A 16781-nucleotide genomic window follows, 5' to 3' on the forward strand; every position below is an offset into this window, starting at 1 on the left:
AAGCAGGAGAAGGGTATGAGCCGCGTCGAGGCTTGTCTCTGCGGGTTCCTTCCGCAGCCCCACTACGGCAGCGTCGTCGAGGCCGTGGCCAACCAGATCGACGCCTGGTCCCTGAGGGTTCGCCCGGGGCACCACTGCGGCTGCACGAGCGACCTCAAGACCGTCGCCGGCCGGGACCTGTCTCTGCGGGCTTCCTCCGCAGCACCACTATGGAACCTGGGGCCTGATCGCCCCCTCGGGCCGGGAAGGCCTGTCTCTGCGGTTTCACCCCGCAGCACCACCGTGGCGTCAAGAACGGCGACCAGTGACAGATCACCCGGGTCTCTCCCTGCGGGTTCGCCCCCCGCAGCACCACTGCGGCTACCAGCAGGTGAACCTTGCTGCCCTGCCTGGCAACGTCTGTCCCTCTGAGCCGCTCCGCAGCACCATTGCGGCATGATGGCCGCGGCGAGCCCGGAGAGCGCGAAGAGGACCGCCCCTGCAGGTACATCCTGCAGCCCCACTACGGCTACTGCATCACCCCCCGGCACCGCGCGCCGGTCCTCCGTCTCTGCGGGCGCAGCCCGCAGCACCACTACGGCCCTCGGATGCCCAGGGTAAGGACCATGGTCATGACCCCATCTCTGCGGGTTCGTCCCGCAGCACCACATTGGCTGCGCTCTCCGAGTGGGTGTGCGACTTCGGCGACCCCCTGCGGGTTCGCTTAGCCAGTCAGTACACGGTCAACTGCTCGCGGCGGGTGAGCTGGCACCGGCTGAGGGGGTATGGCCATATAGGCAGGCCCGGAGTCCCCCCGCTGCGGGCTGGGGGACTCCGGGCCTTGGCCGCTTTGCGGCCTGGTCAGATTGTCGGAGTGTGCCCGTGCACCGCGTGCGGCAGGAAGGCGGTGAACGCGGCCTCGGTGAAGGCGAGTGCTGGGCCCGTGGGCCTCTTTGAGTCGCGGACGGCGACGAAGCCTCGGGTCGGCCGGGCGTCGGCGACCTCGACGCACTGCTCACCGCCGTCGCTGAACGACGACTTGCGCCACTTCGCCTCGGGCAGGTCGGTGGCGTACAGCCTGTTCATGTCGGTCATGACTTCTCCATGATGGTTTTGATCTTCTCCCGCGAGTCGTCGACGGGGAGTGCTGCGGCCACGATCCGCTCGAAGGCGGCCTCGTAGACCTTCACGTCGTCGGTCCCCTCGGCGAAGGTCCCGCCGCGGATCGTCTCCACGCTGATCACGGTGGGCCAGGGATGGGGGAACCGGACGATGTGGAACGGGCCCACCATGCCGGGGTGGGGGTTGGCGAGTATCGGCATCATCTGGATGGTGATGTTGGGCTGCTCAGCCATGTCGAGCAGGTGGCGCAGCTGCTCTCGCATCAGCGAAGGGTGTGCCGCGGAGCGGTAGTGCAGGGTGGCCTCGTGGATGACGGCCCATAGGTGGAGGGGTCCGCCGGGGCGACTGGTGTCGGTGAGAATGGCCTGGCGCTTCTTGCGCATCTCGACCAGGGCGGAGACCTCTTCGGTGGTCCGGGTGATGGCCGAGCCGGTGATGATCTCGCGTGCGTACTGGGGGATTTGGAGCAGGCCGGGGATCAGGCCGGGCAGGTAGATCCGGGTCGACTCGGCGTCTTCCTCCAGGCCGATGTAGTCCTTGTAGTTGGTCTCGGGCAGGTCGCCGTAGTTGCTCCACCAGCCGACCTTGTTGGCGTCGCGGGCCAGTTCCTCCATGGCGGTGACCACCGTCTCGTCGGTGACCCCGTAGGCCTTGAGGAGTGGCTTGACGTCCTTGATCGGCAGGTGTGCCTTGGCGTTCTCGATCCGGTTGATCTTGCTGCCGTCCCATCCGATCGCCTGGGCGGCGCTGTCGGAGGTGTTGAAGCCGGCTTTCTTCCTGAAGGTTCGCAGCGCGCTGCCGAGACGGCGTCTGCGCACGGTCTGCACAAGCGGCGGTGTGGGCACGGGAAGTTGAACCTCTCTGCGGGCTGTCCGGTCGATGCAGGGGGCGGATCTTCCCCTTCCGGGTGTGGCTTCCTCTTGCCGGGTCAGTCTGCCCGTCCCGGGGATCGGAAGTCGATCGAACATCCCTCCAATCGTTGGGAGTTTGGTTGCAATGGTTGCAGGCATCGCGTCATCGGGTGCATTCTTCCAACGTGACGCCGTGACCAAGTGTCAGCAGATGATCACACTGAGGTGTTAGGTCGCGGCCCCAGAACGGCCGGGTTCGAGCATGGCCCGGCCCGCCGGCCCCGTGTCCCCGCCCCCGTCGGGGACACGAGGCCAGCACCCGACACCCGCTCCCAACTCGCCGAGGCCACCCATGAGCCAGAGCACCACACGCACACCCCGCACCCACCGCCCGGCCCTCACCGCCCGCGCCATACAGGGCCCCGACGCCGACAGGACCGCCCGGTGACCGGCGTCCTGGCGGAAGACGTGAAAGCAGCCCCCACCGGACCCCAGCGCTACAGCGACGGCTACACGCCCCGCGACACCGCCCCCTCCCGCGCCCGACGCGACGTCACCCTTTGCCTCCGTACCTGGGGCCTCGATGCCCTGGTCGACGACGCGCAGCTGATCGTCTCCGAGCTCGTCGCGAACGCCGTCAAGCACACCCACACTCGCCGGATCGGCGTCTCTGTCACCCGCCACCCCGACCACGTACGGATCGTCGTCACCGACACGAGCCGCGCCCTCCCCGCTCTCACGGCCGCCACTCCCGACGCAGAAGCTGGCCGCGGGCTCCACCTCGTCGACCAGCTCACTACCCGGTGGGGCAGCAAGCGGGTCGGGACCGGCAAGCAGGTCTGGGCCGAACTCACCACTCGCAAGGCGACGTCGTGAGCGCCGGCGACTGGGGCGAGTTACACGGCCCCACCGCCGTCCCCTCGCTCACCGTCCCGGGCCAGGCACCCGCCAAAGCACAGCCGCTCCGCAGGCTGGCCAACGACACGGCGCACACCGTCACCTCCGGACTGGAAGCCCGTACCACCGAATCGCGGGCCTGCCGCTGCGGATCCCACACCCGCACCACCCTGTGAGCTCCGGTGACAGCGCGGCGCCCCCGGGCCCGCGCCGCCACCGGCCAGAATCCCGGCCCGGCACTCCGAAGGGCAGCACCAGCCGGAACGGGCACCGTCCTCGGCTGAACAACCTTGGACAGGTCGAGCAGCCGGGGACGGGCACCGCGCACACCGGCGGGCCACCCTCGCCAGCAGGCAAACGATGTGGTCCTCGGCCCCTTCCCGGGGGGAGGAGTCCAGCCGTTTGTACCGCTGCAAGCCCGTTTTACACACGGCACGAACCCGCTGTCGGTCACCGCTTCCCGAGCGGTTCCATCGAACCAACGTCGGTGCCGACCCTCGCCGCGACCCTGGCGACAGGCCGGGCCCCGAGGGCCCACGGCCGACGTGACCACCCGCCCTCGGTGCGTGGACGACAGCACCAGCACCCGAACGACACCCTGAGAACCCCAAGAGGGAAGGACACTCATCGTGTTCATCGACATCCCGAGCGAACTCGAAAACGCTCTGATCGACCGTTCTCTCCCGCCCTGGGAACTGGACGGTTCGTTCCTGGCGCAGTCCACCATGGAGCGGTACCGGACCGAGCTGACGGCCACCCCGCGGTTCGAGGAGACCGCCGCGACCCTGCGCCACGCGCTGACCGGGAAGGGCGGCGGCTACGCCGTGCTGCGCCTGGGGAACCTCGCCAAGGCCCTGGGAACCGACGACCGGTTCCTGAGGCTGGCGACGGCCTTCGCGGCCGAGGTGGCCGTCCCCTTCTCGCCCTTCCCGCGGTGGCCTCTGTGGAAGGACATCGGGGTCAAGGTCGACAAGGATCCCGGCAAGTCCAGCGGCATCGGGTACAACGCCTTCCACATGGACCTGGTCAACGCGACCCTGCCCCCGGACTACACCACGCTCCTGTGCGTCCGCCCCGACCCGCTCGGCGGCGGCCCCAGCATCCTCTCCGACGCCCACAAGACGGTGGCGCGGCTGTCAGAGCACTGCCGCGCCCTGCTTGCCGAGTCGGCCTACCACTATGGGACGTTCTTCGACCTGTTCGGTGTGGGCGAGGAGTACAAGCCGTTCCCGATCCTGGACGGCTCCGACCCGGGCGAGAGGTTCGTCCGGTTCACCGCCAAGATGCTGGAGCGGTCCAAGCTCGGCCAGGCGCACGCCGACGCCGCCCGAGAGTTTGCCGAGGAGCTCGTCCGCGGTCAGGTCTCCTTCATGCTCCAGCCCGGGGACTACCTCATCGTGAACCAGCGCCGATTTCTGCACGGCCGGGAGGCGCTCCACAGCGGTCAGGAGACGATCCCTGCCGCCGACCGGCGGCTACTCCTCCAGCTGTTCCTGCGCGCGCCGGCCGGAGCCGGCTCGGCCGCGTAGCAGGCCGACGGCACCCGTGACCCACCGAGTCCCGCCCCGGCTCCAGTCCCCGAGCACGCGGCACGGCCATGGGGCGGGGCCACGTCGGGCACCACTCGGAAACGGTCGCGCACCGGGCTCCCTGGGTCCGTGTACGGATCTAGATGCGCGAGTTGCGCAGGGACTGCCATGCAGCGCCGGCCAGTGCCCGCGTCGCTCGCGGGACCGACAGATGCTCGCGGTACAGGGTCCAGTTGTATTGCACGAGGGACAGCTTGTTAGAGGACAGGGATCCCGCCTGGTGGGCCCTGTACACCGCAAGCGGCTCAGCCAGGCCCCGGGCCTCAGCGCCATCCCGCATGATCGACAGCCAGAGGGCGTAGTCCTGGCGCTTGCGCATCTCCGGCATCAGCCTCGTGCCCAGCACATTGCGGTCGTACATGGCGGTGAGAGCACCAATGTGGTCTTGGAGCAGCATCGCGCGGTAGTCCACGTGCTCCCGAGCACGGACCACCCGCCCGTTCGGGATCCAGTCGGTGCTCTCGCCGTCGTAGTCGGCGTCCATCTTGAAGTAGGAGGTGAACGTCAAAGGCGCAGAGGCCTCCGCAGCGAAGGCGAGCTGCTTCTCGGTCTTCTCGGGGAGCCACATGTCGTCGCTGTCGAGAAAGGCGATGTAGTCCCCGCGGGCCCGCTTGATCGCGAGGTTGCGGGCCCGGCCGGCACCGCCCTGTTCGGGTGCCGTCTGCGGCAGGACGCGCTCGTCCTGCTCGGCGAACTCGCGGAGCAGGTCCATGGAGCCGTCGGAGGACTGGTCGTCGGTGACCAGCAGCTCCAGGTCGCTGTGGGTCTGCGTGAGTACCGACCGGACGGCTGCGCCGAGGGTGGCTGCCGAGTTGTACACGGGCATCACGACGGACACCAGGGGCACAGCGCTTCTCCTTGCCAGTCCAGGAACGACGGTCCATTCAAGCACCGCAATCGAGTAGGAGCTGCCATTCCTGCTCCTGGGCTGGGGCCGCGTCGGACCGGCCTTCCTGGCGCAGTTCCACACAGCAACCCACCCCACCCCGCACCTGGAGGCCGCCACCGCGTCCATCCCCACCCCTGTCCCCGCTACTGAGCCGGACCCCGACCCGGCACCCGCTCCCGAGGCCGCAACCCCTGCCCCTGAGCCGCTCCCCGTCGCCACGGCCGATTCGGCCCCGGCCGCCGTGCCCTCCATGAACGAGGCACCCGCACCCGCCCCAGCCTCCGCTACCAAGACGGCCGTACCCGGCTCCCGTCCGTCCCTGCCCGCCGCACTGCTGGACGCAGCCAGGCACATCGCGGACACCCACCACGCGGAACACGGAGCGCCGATCACCGCTGCCCAGCTGGCGACGCGCATGGGCGTCGCCCTGCCGGTGGCCACCGCCGCGCTCGCTCAGCTCTGAGCCTCCCCCGGCCGCTGGCCAAATCACCCCACCTGAACCCCACGCCCACCGATGGGCCCGGTTCGTCATGCCCCGAGCAGCACCAACACGCCCCCTCGCTGGCTGGTTGCTGCTCGGGGCCACCCACCCCGACAGAAGGGACACGCCCCGACATGGTCACCCTGGACCTGCGCCACGTGGCAAGCCCCGCCGTGCGGGACCTGCTCCGCCTCGTCAACCACCCCGGCTTCGACCGCGCACAGCAGCAGATCGAACGCCTCGGAGGCTGCACCGAACCCGTGCGCCTGACCGGCCACACCACCACCGTCGACACCACGACCGGTGAGGTGCTGCGCTCCCACACCACGTCCGATGAACCGACGGGCAGCCTGCTCACCGCGTGCGGCAACCGGCGCTCCTCGCGCTGCCCTGCCTGCTCCCGTGTCTACGCCGCTGACACCTACCACCTCATCCGCGCCGGCCTGTCCGGCGGCAAGACCGTGCCCGACACGGTCCGCACCCACCCCCGCGTCTTCGCTACCCTCACCGCCCCGTCCTTCGGCCCCGTGCACAACCGCCCCACCAACACGGACGGCGGGCTCCGACCCTGCCGCTGCGGCAAGTTCCACGAACCCACGGACGCCCTCCTGGGTACGCCACTGAACCCGAAGACATACGACTACGCGGGCGCGGTCCTGTTCAACGCCCACGCCTCCGCGCTGTGGGCACGCTTCACGATCTACCTGCGCCGTGAGATCGCCGCCCAGCTCGGCCTCACCCAGAAGGCCGCCCGCGCCCTCCTACGGGTCTCCTTCGCCAAGGTCGCCGAGTACCAGAAGCGCGGCTTGGTCCACTTCCACGCCGTCATCCGGCTCGACGGCCCGGACGGCACCACCCAGCCGCCACCGCCGTCCGCCACCGTCGCCATGCTCGCCAGCGCCATCCGGGCTGCTGCCGCCCGCGTCCGCGTGGCCGTCGTGTCGGACGCGGTCGGGGAACGCGAACTCACCTGGGGCGAACAGCTCGACGTACGCGAGATCGCCGCCTTCGGCACCGACGCCGAACTGACCGACCAGGCCGTCGCCGCCTACGTGGCCAAGTACGCCACCGAGTCCGCAGACGCCTCCGGCACCCTCGACCGCGCCTTGTACTGCCGCCCCTGCCAGGGACGCGGCGCCACCCTCCTGCCCCATGGAACCCCGCTCCCATGCACCGCATGCACTGGCACCGGACAGGCCCGGTCACTGCCCCGACTCGCGGTCGCCCGGCACGTGCGGCAGATGATCCGCACCTGCTGGGATCTGGGCAAGCTGCCGGAGTTCGCTGACCTCAAGCTCTGGAAGTGGGCGCACATGCTCGGCTTCCGCGGCCACTTCTCCACCAAATCCCGCTGCTACTCGGTCACCCTCGGCGCACTGCGCGACGCCCGCCATGCCTGGCGCACCGACCAGGCCCGCGCCCAAGCCGGCCTGCCCGAGCCCGACCCGACGACCACCCTCGTCATCGGCCACTGGGCCTACCACAGCTCGGGCTACAGCCCCGGCGCCGGACTCCTCGCCGCCGCCGTCTGGCACCGCAGGGAACTGGAACGGCAGTCGTAGCGGAAGAGGGCTGCCGATGACCTCGCACCAGCCCACCGCGCCCCACCCGGCACCGAGTGCGTCGCAGGAACTGCTGACCGTGCCCCAGGTCATGGCCCGCCTCCAGCTCGGGCGATCAGCCGTCTACGACCTGCTCCGCACTCGGCAGCTCGCCTCGATCACTCTCGGCCGCGCCCGCCGCATCCCCACCCACGCCCTCACCGACTTCATCTGTACCCGCCTCGACCAGGAAGCCGCCTGACGACCACGCCCCACGACGCCACCCCCTCCCGCCGCGTCCGCGCCAACGGCGACGGGACGGTCTACCAGCGCAAGGACGGACGCTGGGAAGCCGCAGGGTACGTCCTTGCCCCGGCAACACGCGCAAGCGCGTTCGCGTCTACGGCACCACCCGCAAGGAAGCCCTGGCCAAGCTCACCGAGAAGATCGCCACCAGCAACCGCGGCGTCCCCGTGCCGTCCGCACAGGGCAGCGTCAGCGCCTACCTGACGTACTGGCTGGAGACGGTCGCCGTCCATCAGCTCCGCGAGAACACCCACACCCGATACACCGCCTGCGTCAACCAGTACATCGCCCCCGGCCTGGGCAAGAAGAAGCTCGCGAAGCTGACCGCCAAAGACGTCCGCACCTGGCTCAACCAGCTCCGTACCACCTGCCAGTGCTGCGCCCGCAGCATCGATGCCGGCCGTGATCAGCCCCGCTGCTGCGCCGCCGGAGCGTGCTGCTCCAAGCGGCTCTCCCCGCTGACGCTGGCGTACATCCACTCCGTCCTCAAGTCCGCCCTGGAGCACGCCGTCCGCGAGGAGGAGATCACACGCAACGTAGCCCGCAACGTCCGCACGGGTACACCCCGCCCCCGGCGCTTCGAACCCTTCACTGCCGACGAAGCCCGCCAGTTCCTCAGCACCGCCCACACCCACCGGCTGCACCCGCTGTTCGAACTCGCCTGCACACCGGACTCCGCAAGGGCGAACTCCTCGGCCTCCACTGGGAAGACCTCGACCTCAGCACGGGCACTGCCGCTGTTCGCCGAACGCTCCAGCGCACCAGTGCCAGCGGACTTACCACACTGCCTACCAAGACGCGGGCCTCCGAACGCCGCATAGCACTCCCCACCCGCTGCGTCCAGTCACTGAAGCACCACCACGACCAGCAGCAGCGCGAGCGCGAGGCCGCAGGCGCCACGTGGCAGTACAACGGGCACGTGTTCACCACTGCGCAGGGGGGCCCGATCGACCCGACCAACCTCACCCGCGCCTTCACCATGCTCCTCCGCAAGGCCGGCCTCGGCCGCATCCGCTTCCACGACCTCCGGCACTCGACCGCCACCCTGCTCCTTGAGCAGGGCGTCGAACTGGTCGTGATTAAGGAGCTTCTCGGCCACGCCCACATCGGCGTCACTGCCACCGTCTACGCCCACGTCCGACTCCGGCTCCAGCGCGACGCCATCAACGCCCTCAGCACCGCACTCGGCGGGTCAGAGAAGACCGAGACGACCAGCGGCAATAGCGACGAACCGCCACCCTGCACCGCCACCTTCCGCTGACGTTGCCGTCAACTACTGCCGTCACCCCGCGCCGAAGCCCCGTCAGGACTCGCCTGACGGGGCTTCAATTCGCTACCATGAACAGTTTCCCGCAGGTGAAATCTTGAGGAATTCGTGCAGGAATCGCGCGTTGGCGGTCAATCTAAACTCGCCACTAGCTCGATCTAGTCAGCTAGTTCTCGCTTTCGCTCTGCTCCATTTCGCCCCCCGGGGACTCGACAGTCGAAGGTGGCAGATTGGACTCGTCCTGTCGGCGTTCATCCCAACACCTAACCGAGTGCCACCTCTCTTGGTCGTACCCTTGATGCCCCCACCACGGAGAAACCAACGAACAGAGCGAGTTCCACGAGAGTATTACCTTCCAGCGGACTAGCTCCTGAGGCCCAGCATCCGCCTCAGGAAAGGACAGGCAATGCTGGAGTGTAATAACGTGATGCTGAAGGGCATTCCTAACAGAGCGCACCATTTTACGCTCATCAGATCCGCGATCAGCCCGCGCGAGTCGCTCCGTTTGGGCTTTCATGAATGCGTCAAGGCGCTCTACATCGCGAAGCGTCACCTCCTCGCCGAAGCGAAGAGCCCGCGCCGCGATCTTCGTCTCCTCGGCCATCTCGTCATCACCCCGCGAATGCGTCACGGCCTCTCCCAAATCGGCTCATCCCAATCGAAGTCGATATCCCCCGTCTCGGCGTCTCTCTTCCAGATGCGAGTCACATGCTCCCAGGAGATTCCCCCCTCAAACACTACTTCAGCTTCATGGGCATTCGGATTCACTCCCGGTCCGAGCCTTGCGTTCACGTCGATACCGCCCGGAGCTCTAATCTCGTACACATACAATCCACGGCCAGGGCCGGCAGGAAACGTTTGCGCCGTGTTGGCATGCTTGGATGCACCGACAAAATTACTGGGGGTATTGTGTACCACATAGTCCAAGAGGCTGGTATTCGAGCCAGGGGCCTTGGGCGCAAAACCTCCGGCTGCCTCGATGACATCAGGTGCCCGCGAGTCGCCCCGATAGACCGTATCGCAATTGTGAACGAGGACCGGAGCGGTGCCCGCCAGCACATAGTACGTGTGGAAGTCTTTGACGGTGAGGTTGTGCGTCGAGACTGCGTAGGGGTAGTTGCGCTTCGTCTGGACGGTGAGGGTGGTGCCGTCGGGGCGGCGGAGGTGGTCGCCCGGGTTGAAGTCGCCCGCGTCGACCCACTGCCGGCGGGTTTCGTTCCAGTGCGGGTGGTGGAGCGTGGAGGTGAGCTGGACGGGCGGGGCGCGGGGGTTGGACTCGTCGGTCAGGGTGAGGTCGGTGAAGTCCTTGTCGTCGGGGGTGGTGATGGTGGCCGTCACCTGCTGGGGACGCGTCTCGCCGGTCTGCGGGTCAGTGGCGAGGACGGTGTCGCCGACACGGACGTCCTGGATCTCCTTGGTCGTACCGTCCGCCATCTGTACGCGGGTGCCGGTCGGGAAGCTGTTGAGCTTGCATGCCACGGCGCTCTCGGCTTCGCCGCCCCCGCTGCTGTGGGATTCGACCGAGTCGGCGGCGCCGGCTTCGGCGTCGGATGCCTCTCTGGTGGTTTTGGCTTCCGTGCCTGCGCTGTCGCCTGCGGTTTCCTTGCCGGCTTTCTCGGATGCCGATTGGGCTGCTTTGGCCTCGGCTGCGCGGGCTTCCTTGGCTGCGGTCTTGGCGCGGGTCATCGCCTCTGCCGCGCGGGCGACTCCGCGTTCCGCTTCGTGGACGGCGTCGTAGGCCTTGTTCAGCTCCTTGTAGATCTTGAAGGCCTTGATGCCGACCTTGATGGCCTTGGCGATCTTGCCCCAGGGGACGAAGTTCAGCGCCGTGTTGATGCAGGCCATGACGTCGCCCTTGGTGAAGCAGTCGCGGGCGTCGTTGTAGCCGATCAGGTCACCGACGATGTTGATGACCTCGTGGAGCAGATGGTCTCGCCGCTGCTTGGTCTTGTGAAGCTGGTTGTTGGCGTTCTTCAGTGCGGTCTCGCCGTCGTCGTCGTCACCGCCACCGCCACCGCTGTAGATGAACGGCTTATCGAGACCGTCCTTGTGGTTGTTTGTGCACTCCGCAGGTGTGTCGCAGGCGTTCTTGAGGCCGCTCGGATCGGATGAGTTGACAGGGTTGTTGTTGGAGTACGCATACGCGTTCCACTGCTGTGGATCGCCAGCGTCGATGATCGGATCCGGGCTGATGAAGCGGCCCGTCGTCGGGTCGTACTCGCGGGCGCCCAGGAGGGTGAAGCCGGTGGATGTCTCCTTCGTGCCGCCGATGAAGCCCTTGTCGCCGGCCCACGCGCCCGGAGCGGGTGGGGTGCCGCGGTCGTTGCCGAACGGGTCGGAGGACCGGCGGACCTGGGCCAGGTCCGCGGCGTTGAACTGCACGCCGCCCGTGCCGTGGTGGTCGGAGCACTGGTAGGTGAGGGTGGAGGTGCCGCCGGTGGTGGTGCGGGTGATGGACAGGCCGCCGGGTGCCGCGTACGTGCGGACGTCCGTGACCTTGCCCGTGGCGGTGTCCAGGGTGATCTGGTCGGTGCCGAGGCTGAGGGTGGTACTGCCTGGGTCGCGGCGGATGAGCTGGTTGCCGCCCGTGTCGTAGAGGTAGCTGGTGCCGGCGCTCTCGCCGGTGCCGGTGATCTTGTCGAGCTTGCCCTGGTCGTTCCAGGTCAGGGTCTTGGTGCCCGGGGTGCTGGTCATGGAGGCGGTGTTGCCGCCGGCGTCGTAGGTGTACGAGGTCACCTTCGAGCCGGACGGGCCGGTCTCCGTGGAGGTCATCAGGGCGTGCGGGCCGCCCGTGCCGCTGCCGGTGTTCTGGCGGCCGCCGAAGGTCTGCGTGACCGTAGTGTCCTTGGCGGCATTGCCGGTGAGGTCCTTCTTGACCAGCTTGGTGCGGTTGCCGAGGAGGTCGTACTCGTACTGCTGCCAGTACGGCGTCGGGCCGCCCACGCTGGGCTTGCCAGTGCCGTCTATCGCCGGGCCGCCGGCATTCGCGCAGCCGCCGATGCCGGGGACGCTGGGCTGGGGGGCAGTGGTCTGGGTGCCGGTGTCGGTCCAGGCCTGGGTCAGCCGGCCCAGGTAGTCGTGCGTGAAGCACTGCAGGTCGCGCTTGGCGCCATCCTGGGTGTTGCCGATCGAGGTCAGCTGGCCGACCTGGTTGTAGGTGTAGTCGACGACGTCGACGCTGGATGTCGCGTCGGTCTGCTTGTCGAGGGTCGAGCGGATCTGTCGGCCGGTCGCGATGTCGTAGGCGACCGTGGAGACGATCTGCTTGGCGGTCTTGCCGACCGTGGTGCGGATGACGTTGCCGTACGGGTCACGTCGCAGGCCCACCACGTACGGGGAGCGGGTCGTGGCGATAGTGCCATCGAAGGCCGTGAGGTTGCCTGCGACGTCCATGGAGAACGCCATGGTCTCGACGCCGAGACCGGCCTTCGGAACACCGGGCAGCTCGGTGGTCGCCAGCTGGCCGTATGCGTCGTAGGTGTTCTTGGTCTCGTAGGTGCCGGCCAGGTCCTTCTCCACCGCCGGGATGGTGGTCTTGGTGCCGAGGGGGCGGTAGCCGGCGTCGTAGCCGGTGACTTCGGAGGTGTAGGCGCTGCCGGCCGCTCCGCCGACATAGCGGGTGCTCGAGGAGGGCTTGCCGAGAGCCTTGGTGTCGTAGGTGAAGGCACCCACCTGCTTGGCCGGATCGGCCGCCATGCCCTCGTACGTCGCAATGGGACGGCCGAGCAGGTCGGTGACCGTGGTGGCGCTCTTGTTCCTGCCGTCGGTGACGGTGGTGAGGTTCTTGGCGTCGTCGTAGACCGTGGTGCTGATTCCGGCATCCGGGTCGGTGGTCTTGACCACGCGGCCGAGGAGGTCGTAGGCGAAGGTCCACTCGTTCCCGGCGGCGTCCTTGCGGCGCAGCTCCTGGCCCTGCGTGTTCGTCTCGTACGTCGTCTCGTCGTACGGGCCGGTGGGGGTGTTGGCCTTGTATTGGCGCAGCAGCGAGGTGGTGCCGTTGCTGATGGTCGCTGTCGCGTAGCCGCCGTTGGGCGGGATGGTGCGGGTCTCGTCGGCGCCCGGGTACTCGTTCCGCGAACGCCACTGCTCGACGCCGTAGGACTGGAGGACGGAGGCCGTGGTCCGGCCCAGGCCGTCGAAGACGGAGACGGTCTGCGCGGGGATCTTGCTGTCGGGGTTGACGCCGCCGTTGGGCAGGAACAGCGCGCCCGAGGGGCCCGCCTCGTCGTTGTAGTAGGCGGAGCTGGTCTTGACCTGCCAACCGTGGGAGTCGAAGAGCGCGTCCGTGATCAGGCGGCCCGTGGTGCCGGAGACCGGGTTCGCCTGGGTCTGGCGGATGCGTCCCAGCCCGTCGTAGACCGTGTAGCTGGATGTGTACGAGTTGTCGTTCATCAGCGCCTGGCTCAGGACGCTGGACGGCGCGTTGGTGCCGTTCATCGCGTACGCGTACTTGCGCACCGGCAGGGCGCCGTTCGCCTTGTCCTGGCCCGGTTGCCAGACGGAGGTGATCCGGCCGAAGGCGTCGTACTCGCGTTCGGCGACGTGATTGTTCTCGTCGGTGGTCTTCAGCGGGAGCGAGCGGCCGGTGTCGAGGGTGGTGGTGGTCTTCCAGCCGAGGGGGTTGGTGTGGGTGACCTCGGTGGGCAAGGCGCCGGTGGCCGGCGTGTACTGCGTCGTGGTCACCGCGCCGTCGGGGTGGGTGGCGTCCTTGCGGGTCTTGTTGGTGTTGCTGGTGACGCGCCCGTACGCGTCGTACGTCGAGGTGGAGTTGAGGCGGTAGACCGGCTTGCCCGCGGCGTCGTAGGTCTCCAGGACCGAGGTGGCGGTCTGGTCGGCGGTGGCGCCGGCCTGTCCCGCGGGCAGGTTGTCGAAGGCGGTGAGGGTGTCGCCGACGGTGTTGGCGGCCGTCGGGGTCTGGCCGCAGGCGCCCTTGAGGACCAGGGTGCGGGAGACCAGCTCGCTGAGGGCGCCGCCGGGGCCGGCCGCGTACTCGAAGGTGGTGCACAGGCGCTGGTCGGGGCGGGACAGGTCGCTCTTGTCGTCGACCTTGACGGGCCGGGAGAAGAGGGTGTCGTCGTACTCGCTGGTGCGCTCGCTGGTGCGCCAGGTGCCGTCCGCGAGCTTGGCGCGGGTGGTGACCTTGGCCGTGTTCTGGGCGCGGGCGGTGATGGGCGGCAGGCCGGCCGACTGGGTGCGCGTGGCCGTGACGTTCTTGCCGAGCCAGGGGGTGGTGACCTCATCGGACACCACGGTCCCGCCGTCGCGGTCGTAGGTCTCGGTCTGGCGGACACGTCCGGAGAGGATGTTCTCGTCCTTGATGGAGCCGCCCTGCGCGTCGGCGACGGTCACGCTGCGCTTGCTGCCGTTGGCGAGGACGTCGCCGTCCATGCCCCGCAGGTACGTGGCCACGCTCTTGGTGCGCGGGGCCTCGGCCGCGTTGCCGTTGCCGGTGCGGGTGGTGACGGTGGCGAAGCCGCGGAACTGGTCCCAGGTGCGGGTCTTGGGGTCGGTGAACTCGGAGTCGTTGCGGTGCCAGGCGATGCCGCCGCCGTACTCGTAGTCCGTCACGGTGGTCACCTGGCCGGCGACCATGTCCTGCTGGGTGACCGACTGGACCACGACCTTGTTGAACCAGTCGTTGACCGGGTCGGCGTAGGACTGGCCCGGCAGGTACCACTTGACCGGCATGCAGGCCATCGTGTTGGCGTCCTCGGCGGACGGCATCGTGCCCTTGACCCGGGAGCACTCCGGCGCCTTGTAGACGACGTTGATCAGTCCGCCGGTCTCGGTGGTGATCTTCTGGATGCGGGGCCGGTAGTAGCGCGGCGTGGAGGCCTCGGTGCCGTCCGGGCGCTTGACGACGCCGTCGACGCGGTTGGGGATCTGCAGCGGCTGGAAGGAGACCGCGGGCAGCTGCTGCTCCGGCTTGCCGTTGGAGGCCTTGCGCACGATCGAGTCGAGCCACAGCGTCGGTGATGTGCCGTCGCCCGGGTCCTGGAAGGACTGGTTGAGGACGTAGGTGTCGACCAGGCGATAGCCGCTGCCGGCCAGCACCTCCGTGTTGATCTTTGTGATGCGCTTGGTCGTGAAGTACGTGGGGGAGAGGTTCAGGCACTGGCCGGTGGCCGAGCACTCCTGGTCGACGGGGGTGTCGGGCCAGGACTTGGCGTTGGCCTTGGTGCGCTGGGCCGGGTCACAGGTGATGGCGCCGGCGGCGAAGCAGCGCTCCGCGTTGTCCAGCCGCACCTGCGCCGCGGGTTTGGCCGCGCCCTTGGCCGCGATCTGGTCCGGCAGGCGCTGGCCGTAGCCGATCCAGGTGGGGTAGCTGCCCCGCTGGTACTTGATCGAGGTCCCCGTGCCGTTGTTCTGGCCGCCGCCGCGGCCGTAGTAGTTGTCCTCCTGCTCGTAGCGGTAGGAGATCAGGTTCTGGTGCGGGTCCACGACGTAGTCGAGGTTCCACTGCCAGCCCAGCTGCTGCCAGGAGCCGTTGGCCGGGGTGGCGGCGCCGAGGCACTTGTCCTGGCCGCTGTTGAAGTACACCGGCACCGTGGAGACGGACTTGGCCTCGGGGTCGGTGCCGTCACCGCCGGGAAGGCGGTTGGAGCCGAAGTAGTACTGCGTGCCGTCGGTGGTGGTGACCTTGAACGCCTCGCCCTTCCAGGCGGGGTTGCGCTGGCCGGTCAGCCGCTCGATCTTCGTACCGTCGTCGCCCTCGAGGCGGTACACGCAGGTGGCGTCGTCGCGGATGATCTGCCCGGAGTGCCCGGCGAGGTTCAGCGAGAGGATGTCGCCGGCCCAGCACTCGTCGCCCGAGTCCTTGATGCCCGCGTCCTTGCACCCCTTGTACGAGCGCGAGACCGAGCCGGGGCTCCACTCCCAGCCCTCACCGAAGGGGCCTGCCTGCGCGTTGGTCGAGGCCGTGCGGCCGTCCACGGAGGACGAGTCGTAGCCGAGCGAGATGCCCGGGCCGGCGCCGGCGATGCCGTTGGGGACTTCGACGGTGTAGCCGTACGTGAAGTTGGCCGCGTTCGCCCCGGCCTGCCACGAGGCGGACGGCTGGAGCGGCGTGGCAGAGAAGTCGCCGCTGGGGCCGTTCGGGGCCGCTTCGACCGCGAGCGCCACGTCCTGGGCGGCCAGCACCTGCGGGGCCGCCGCGGGTGCGCTGCCGGCCTCGCCGCTCTGCTGCTTGCGCGTCAGTGCGGAGGCTGCGGGGTTCTGGGGTACGTCGACCTGCGCGACCAGGCGCCCGGAGGCGTCCCGGTGGGAGGCCAGGGGCTTACGGGTGGTGCACCCGGCGGCGCCCGGGGTGGTCAGGGCGCAGGTGGGCAGCTGCACCAGACGGGCGCGGTCCGCCCAGTTGGCGCCGGCGGCCTTGGCCCACGCCGAGACGTCCAGGCCGACCTCGACTTTGCCCGGCACGGCGGAGCCGGCGGCGCCGCTGAGGGAGACGAGGGCGCCGTTGACCCCGGCGGCGCGGGTCTTGGCAGCGTCCTTCACCTCGACGCGCAGCGCGTCGGCCTGGCCGGAGTTGCCTCCCGAGCCGCCGACGGCCAGAGAAGACAGATTCGCCGATTGATTCGCGTCATTTACAGGTGCGATCCAGACAGGAAGCTCTCCGGCTTGAATTGCTCCGGCCGCGGGCGCCCCACGGGCAACACTTTTGTCGCCGAGGACGAGGGTCGCAGCACCGGAAGGGAGCTTACTGTTCGAATCTGGGGCCCATTTCCGGCCAGACGGAGTCTGCTTGGCCGGAAGCTTGGCGTTCGACCCCTTGACGGGTTTGGTATCCGGCAGCGGCGTATTGGGCGGGACCCACACCTTGGGCGGTTTATCTACCGCCTCGACCACGGGAAGACCGA

At 68.7% G+C, this 16781-nt stretch carries 9 protein-coding genes and 2 pseudogenes; 7 read left to right on the forward strand and 4 right to left on the reverse strand.

Annotation, left to right across the window (positions count from 1 at the left end):
* Nucleotides 1-840: 840 nt before the first annotated feature.
* Both AC0666_RS27520 and AC0666_RS27525 read right to left on the reverse strand, forming a co-directional pair.
* On the reverse strand, nt 841-1074 hold the full coding sequence (locus AC0666_RS27520) for a DUF397 domain-containing protein (RefSeq protein WP_471233203.1): 234 nt from the start codon (nt 1072-1074) through the stop codon (nt 841-843).
* A complete protein-coding gene (locus tag AC0666_RS27525; protein WP_471233205.1) occupies nt 1071-1919 on the reverse strand; it encodes a helix-turn-helix domain-containing protein in 849 nt (282 codons plus the stop codon). Before AC0666_RS27525 ends, AC0666_RS27520 begins: the two co-directional genes overlap by 4 nt.
* A 477-nt stretch (nt 1920-2396) precedes the next feature.
* Here AC0666_RS27525 and AC0666_RS27530 point away from each other — a divergent pair, with 477 nt between their 5' ends.
* From AC0666_RS27530 to AC0666_RS27540, 3 genes are all read left to right on the forward strand, one after another.
* Nucleotides 2397-2828: an ATP-binding protein gene (locus AC0666_RS27530; protein ID WP_478708493.1), complete on the forward strand. Its 432-nt coding sequence runs from the start codon at nt 2397-2399 to the stop codon at nt 2826-2828.
* Nucleotides 2825-3025, forward strand: a complete 201-nt coding sequence (locus AC0666_RS27535) for a hypothetical protein (protein WP_471233208.1) — start codon at nt 2825-2827, stop codon at nt 3023-3025. The genes AC0666_RS27530 and AC0666_RS27535 overlap by 4 nt, the downstream gene beginning before the upstream one ends.
* A 453-nt stretch (nt 3026-3478) precedes the next feature.
* The gene (locus AC0666_RS27540) at nt 3479-4378 is read left to right on the forward strand and encodes a TauD/TfdA family dioxygenase (RefSeq protein ID WP_471233209.1); all 900 of its coding nucleotides are present in this window, start codon (nt 3479-3481) and stop codon (nt 4376-4378) included.
* A 139-nt stretch (nt 4379-4517) separates the two neighbouring features.
* Here AC0666_RS27540 and AC0666_RS27545 read toward each other — a convergent pair whose 3' ends face one another.
* Complete coding sequence (locus tag AC0666_RS27545; RefSeq protein ID WP_478708494.1) at nt 4518-5285, reverse strand: glycosyltransferase family 2 protein; 768 nt, start codon at nt 5283-5285, stop codon at nt 4518-4520.
* Nucleotides 5286-5577: 292 nt separating this feature from the next.
* Here AC0666_RS27545 and AC0666_RS27550 point away from each other — a divergent pair, with 292 nt between their 5' ends.
* The 4 genes and pseudogenes from AC0666_RS27550 (at nt 5578) to AC0666_RS27565 (ending at nt 8916) form a co-directional block, all read left to right on the forward strand.
* Entirely contained in the window at nt 5578-5790 is a 213-nt protein-coding gene (locus AC0666_RS27550) for a hypothetical protein (RefSeq protein ID WP_471233212.1), read from the forward strand.
* Between the two features lie 152 nt (nt 5791-5942).
* A pseudogene (locus tag AC0666_RS27555) lies at nt 5943-7390 on the forward strand (replication initiator).
* On the forward strand, nt 7387-7611 hold the full coding sequence (locus AC0666_RS27560; RefSeq protein ID WP_471233213.1) for a helix-turn-helix domain-containing protein: 225 nt from the start codon (nt 7387-7389) through the stop codon (nt 7609-7611). The pseudogene AC0666_RS27555 and the gene AC0666_RS27560 overlap by 4 nt, the downstream one beginning before the upstream one ends.
* Nucleotides 7608-8916: pseudogene (locus AC0666_RS27565) on the forward strand (tyrosine-type recombinase/integrase). Before AC0666_RS27560 ends, AC0666_RS27565 begins: the two are co-directional and overlap by 4 nt.
* A gap of 633 nt (nt 8917-9549) precedes the next feature.
* On the opposite strand, the gene AC0666_RS27570 reads toward AC0666_RS27565, so the two are convergent.
* Complete coding sequence (locus tag AC0666_RS27570) at nt 9550-16419, reverse strand: scabin-related ADP-ribosyltransferase (protein ID WP_478708495.1); 6870 nt, start codon at nt 16417-16419, stop codon at nt 9550-9552.
* Nucleotides 16420-16781 lie beyond the last annotated feature (362 nt).

It is taken from the genome of Streptomyces sp. NPDC043680 (assembly GCF_056436685.1).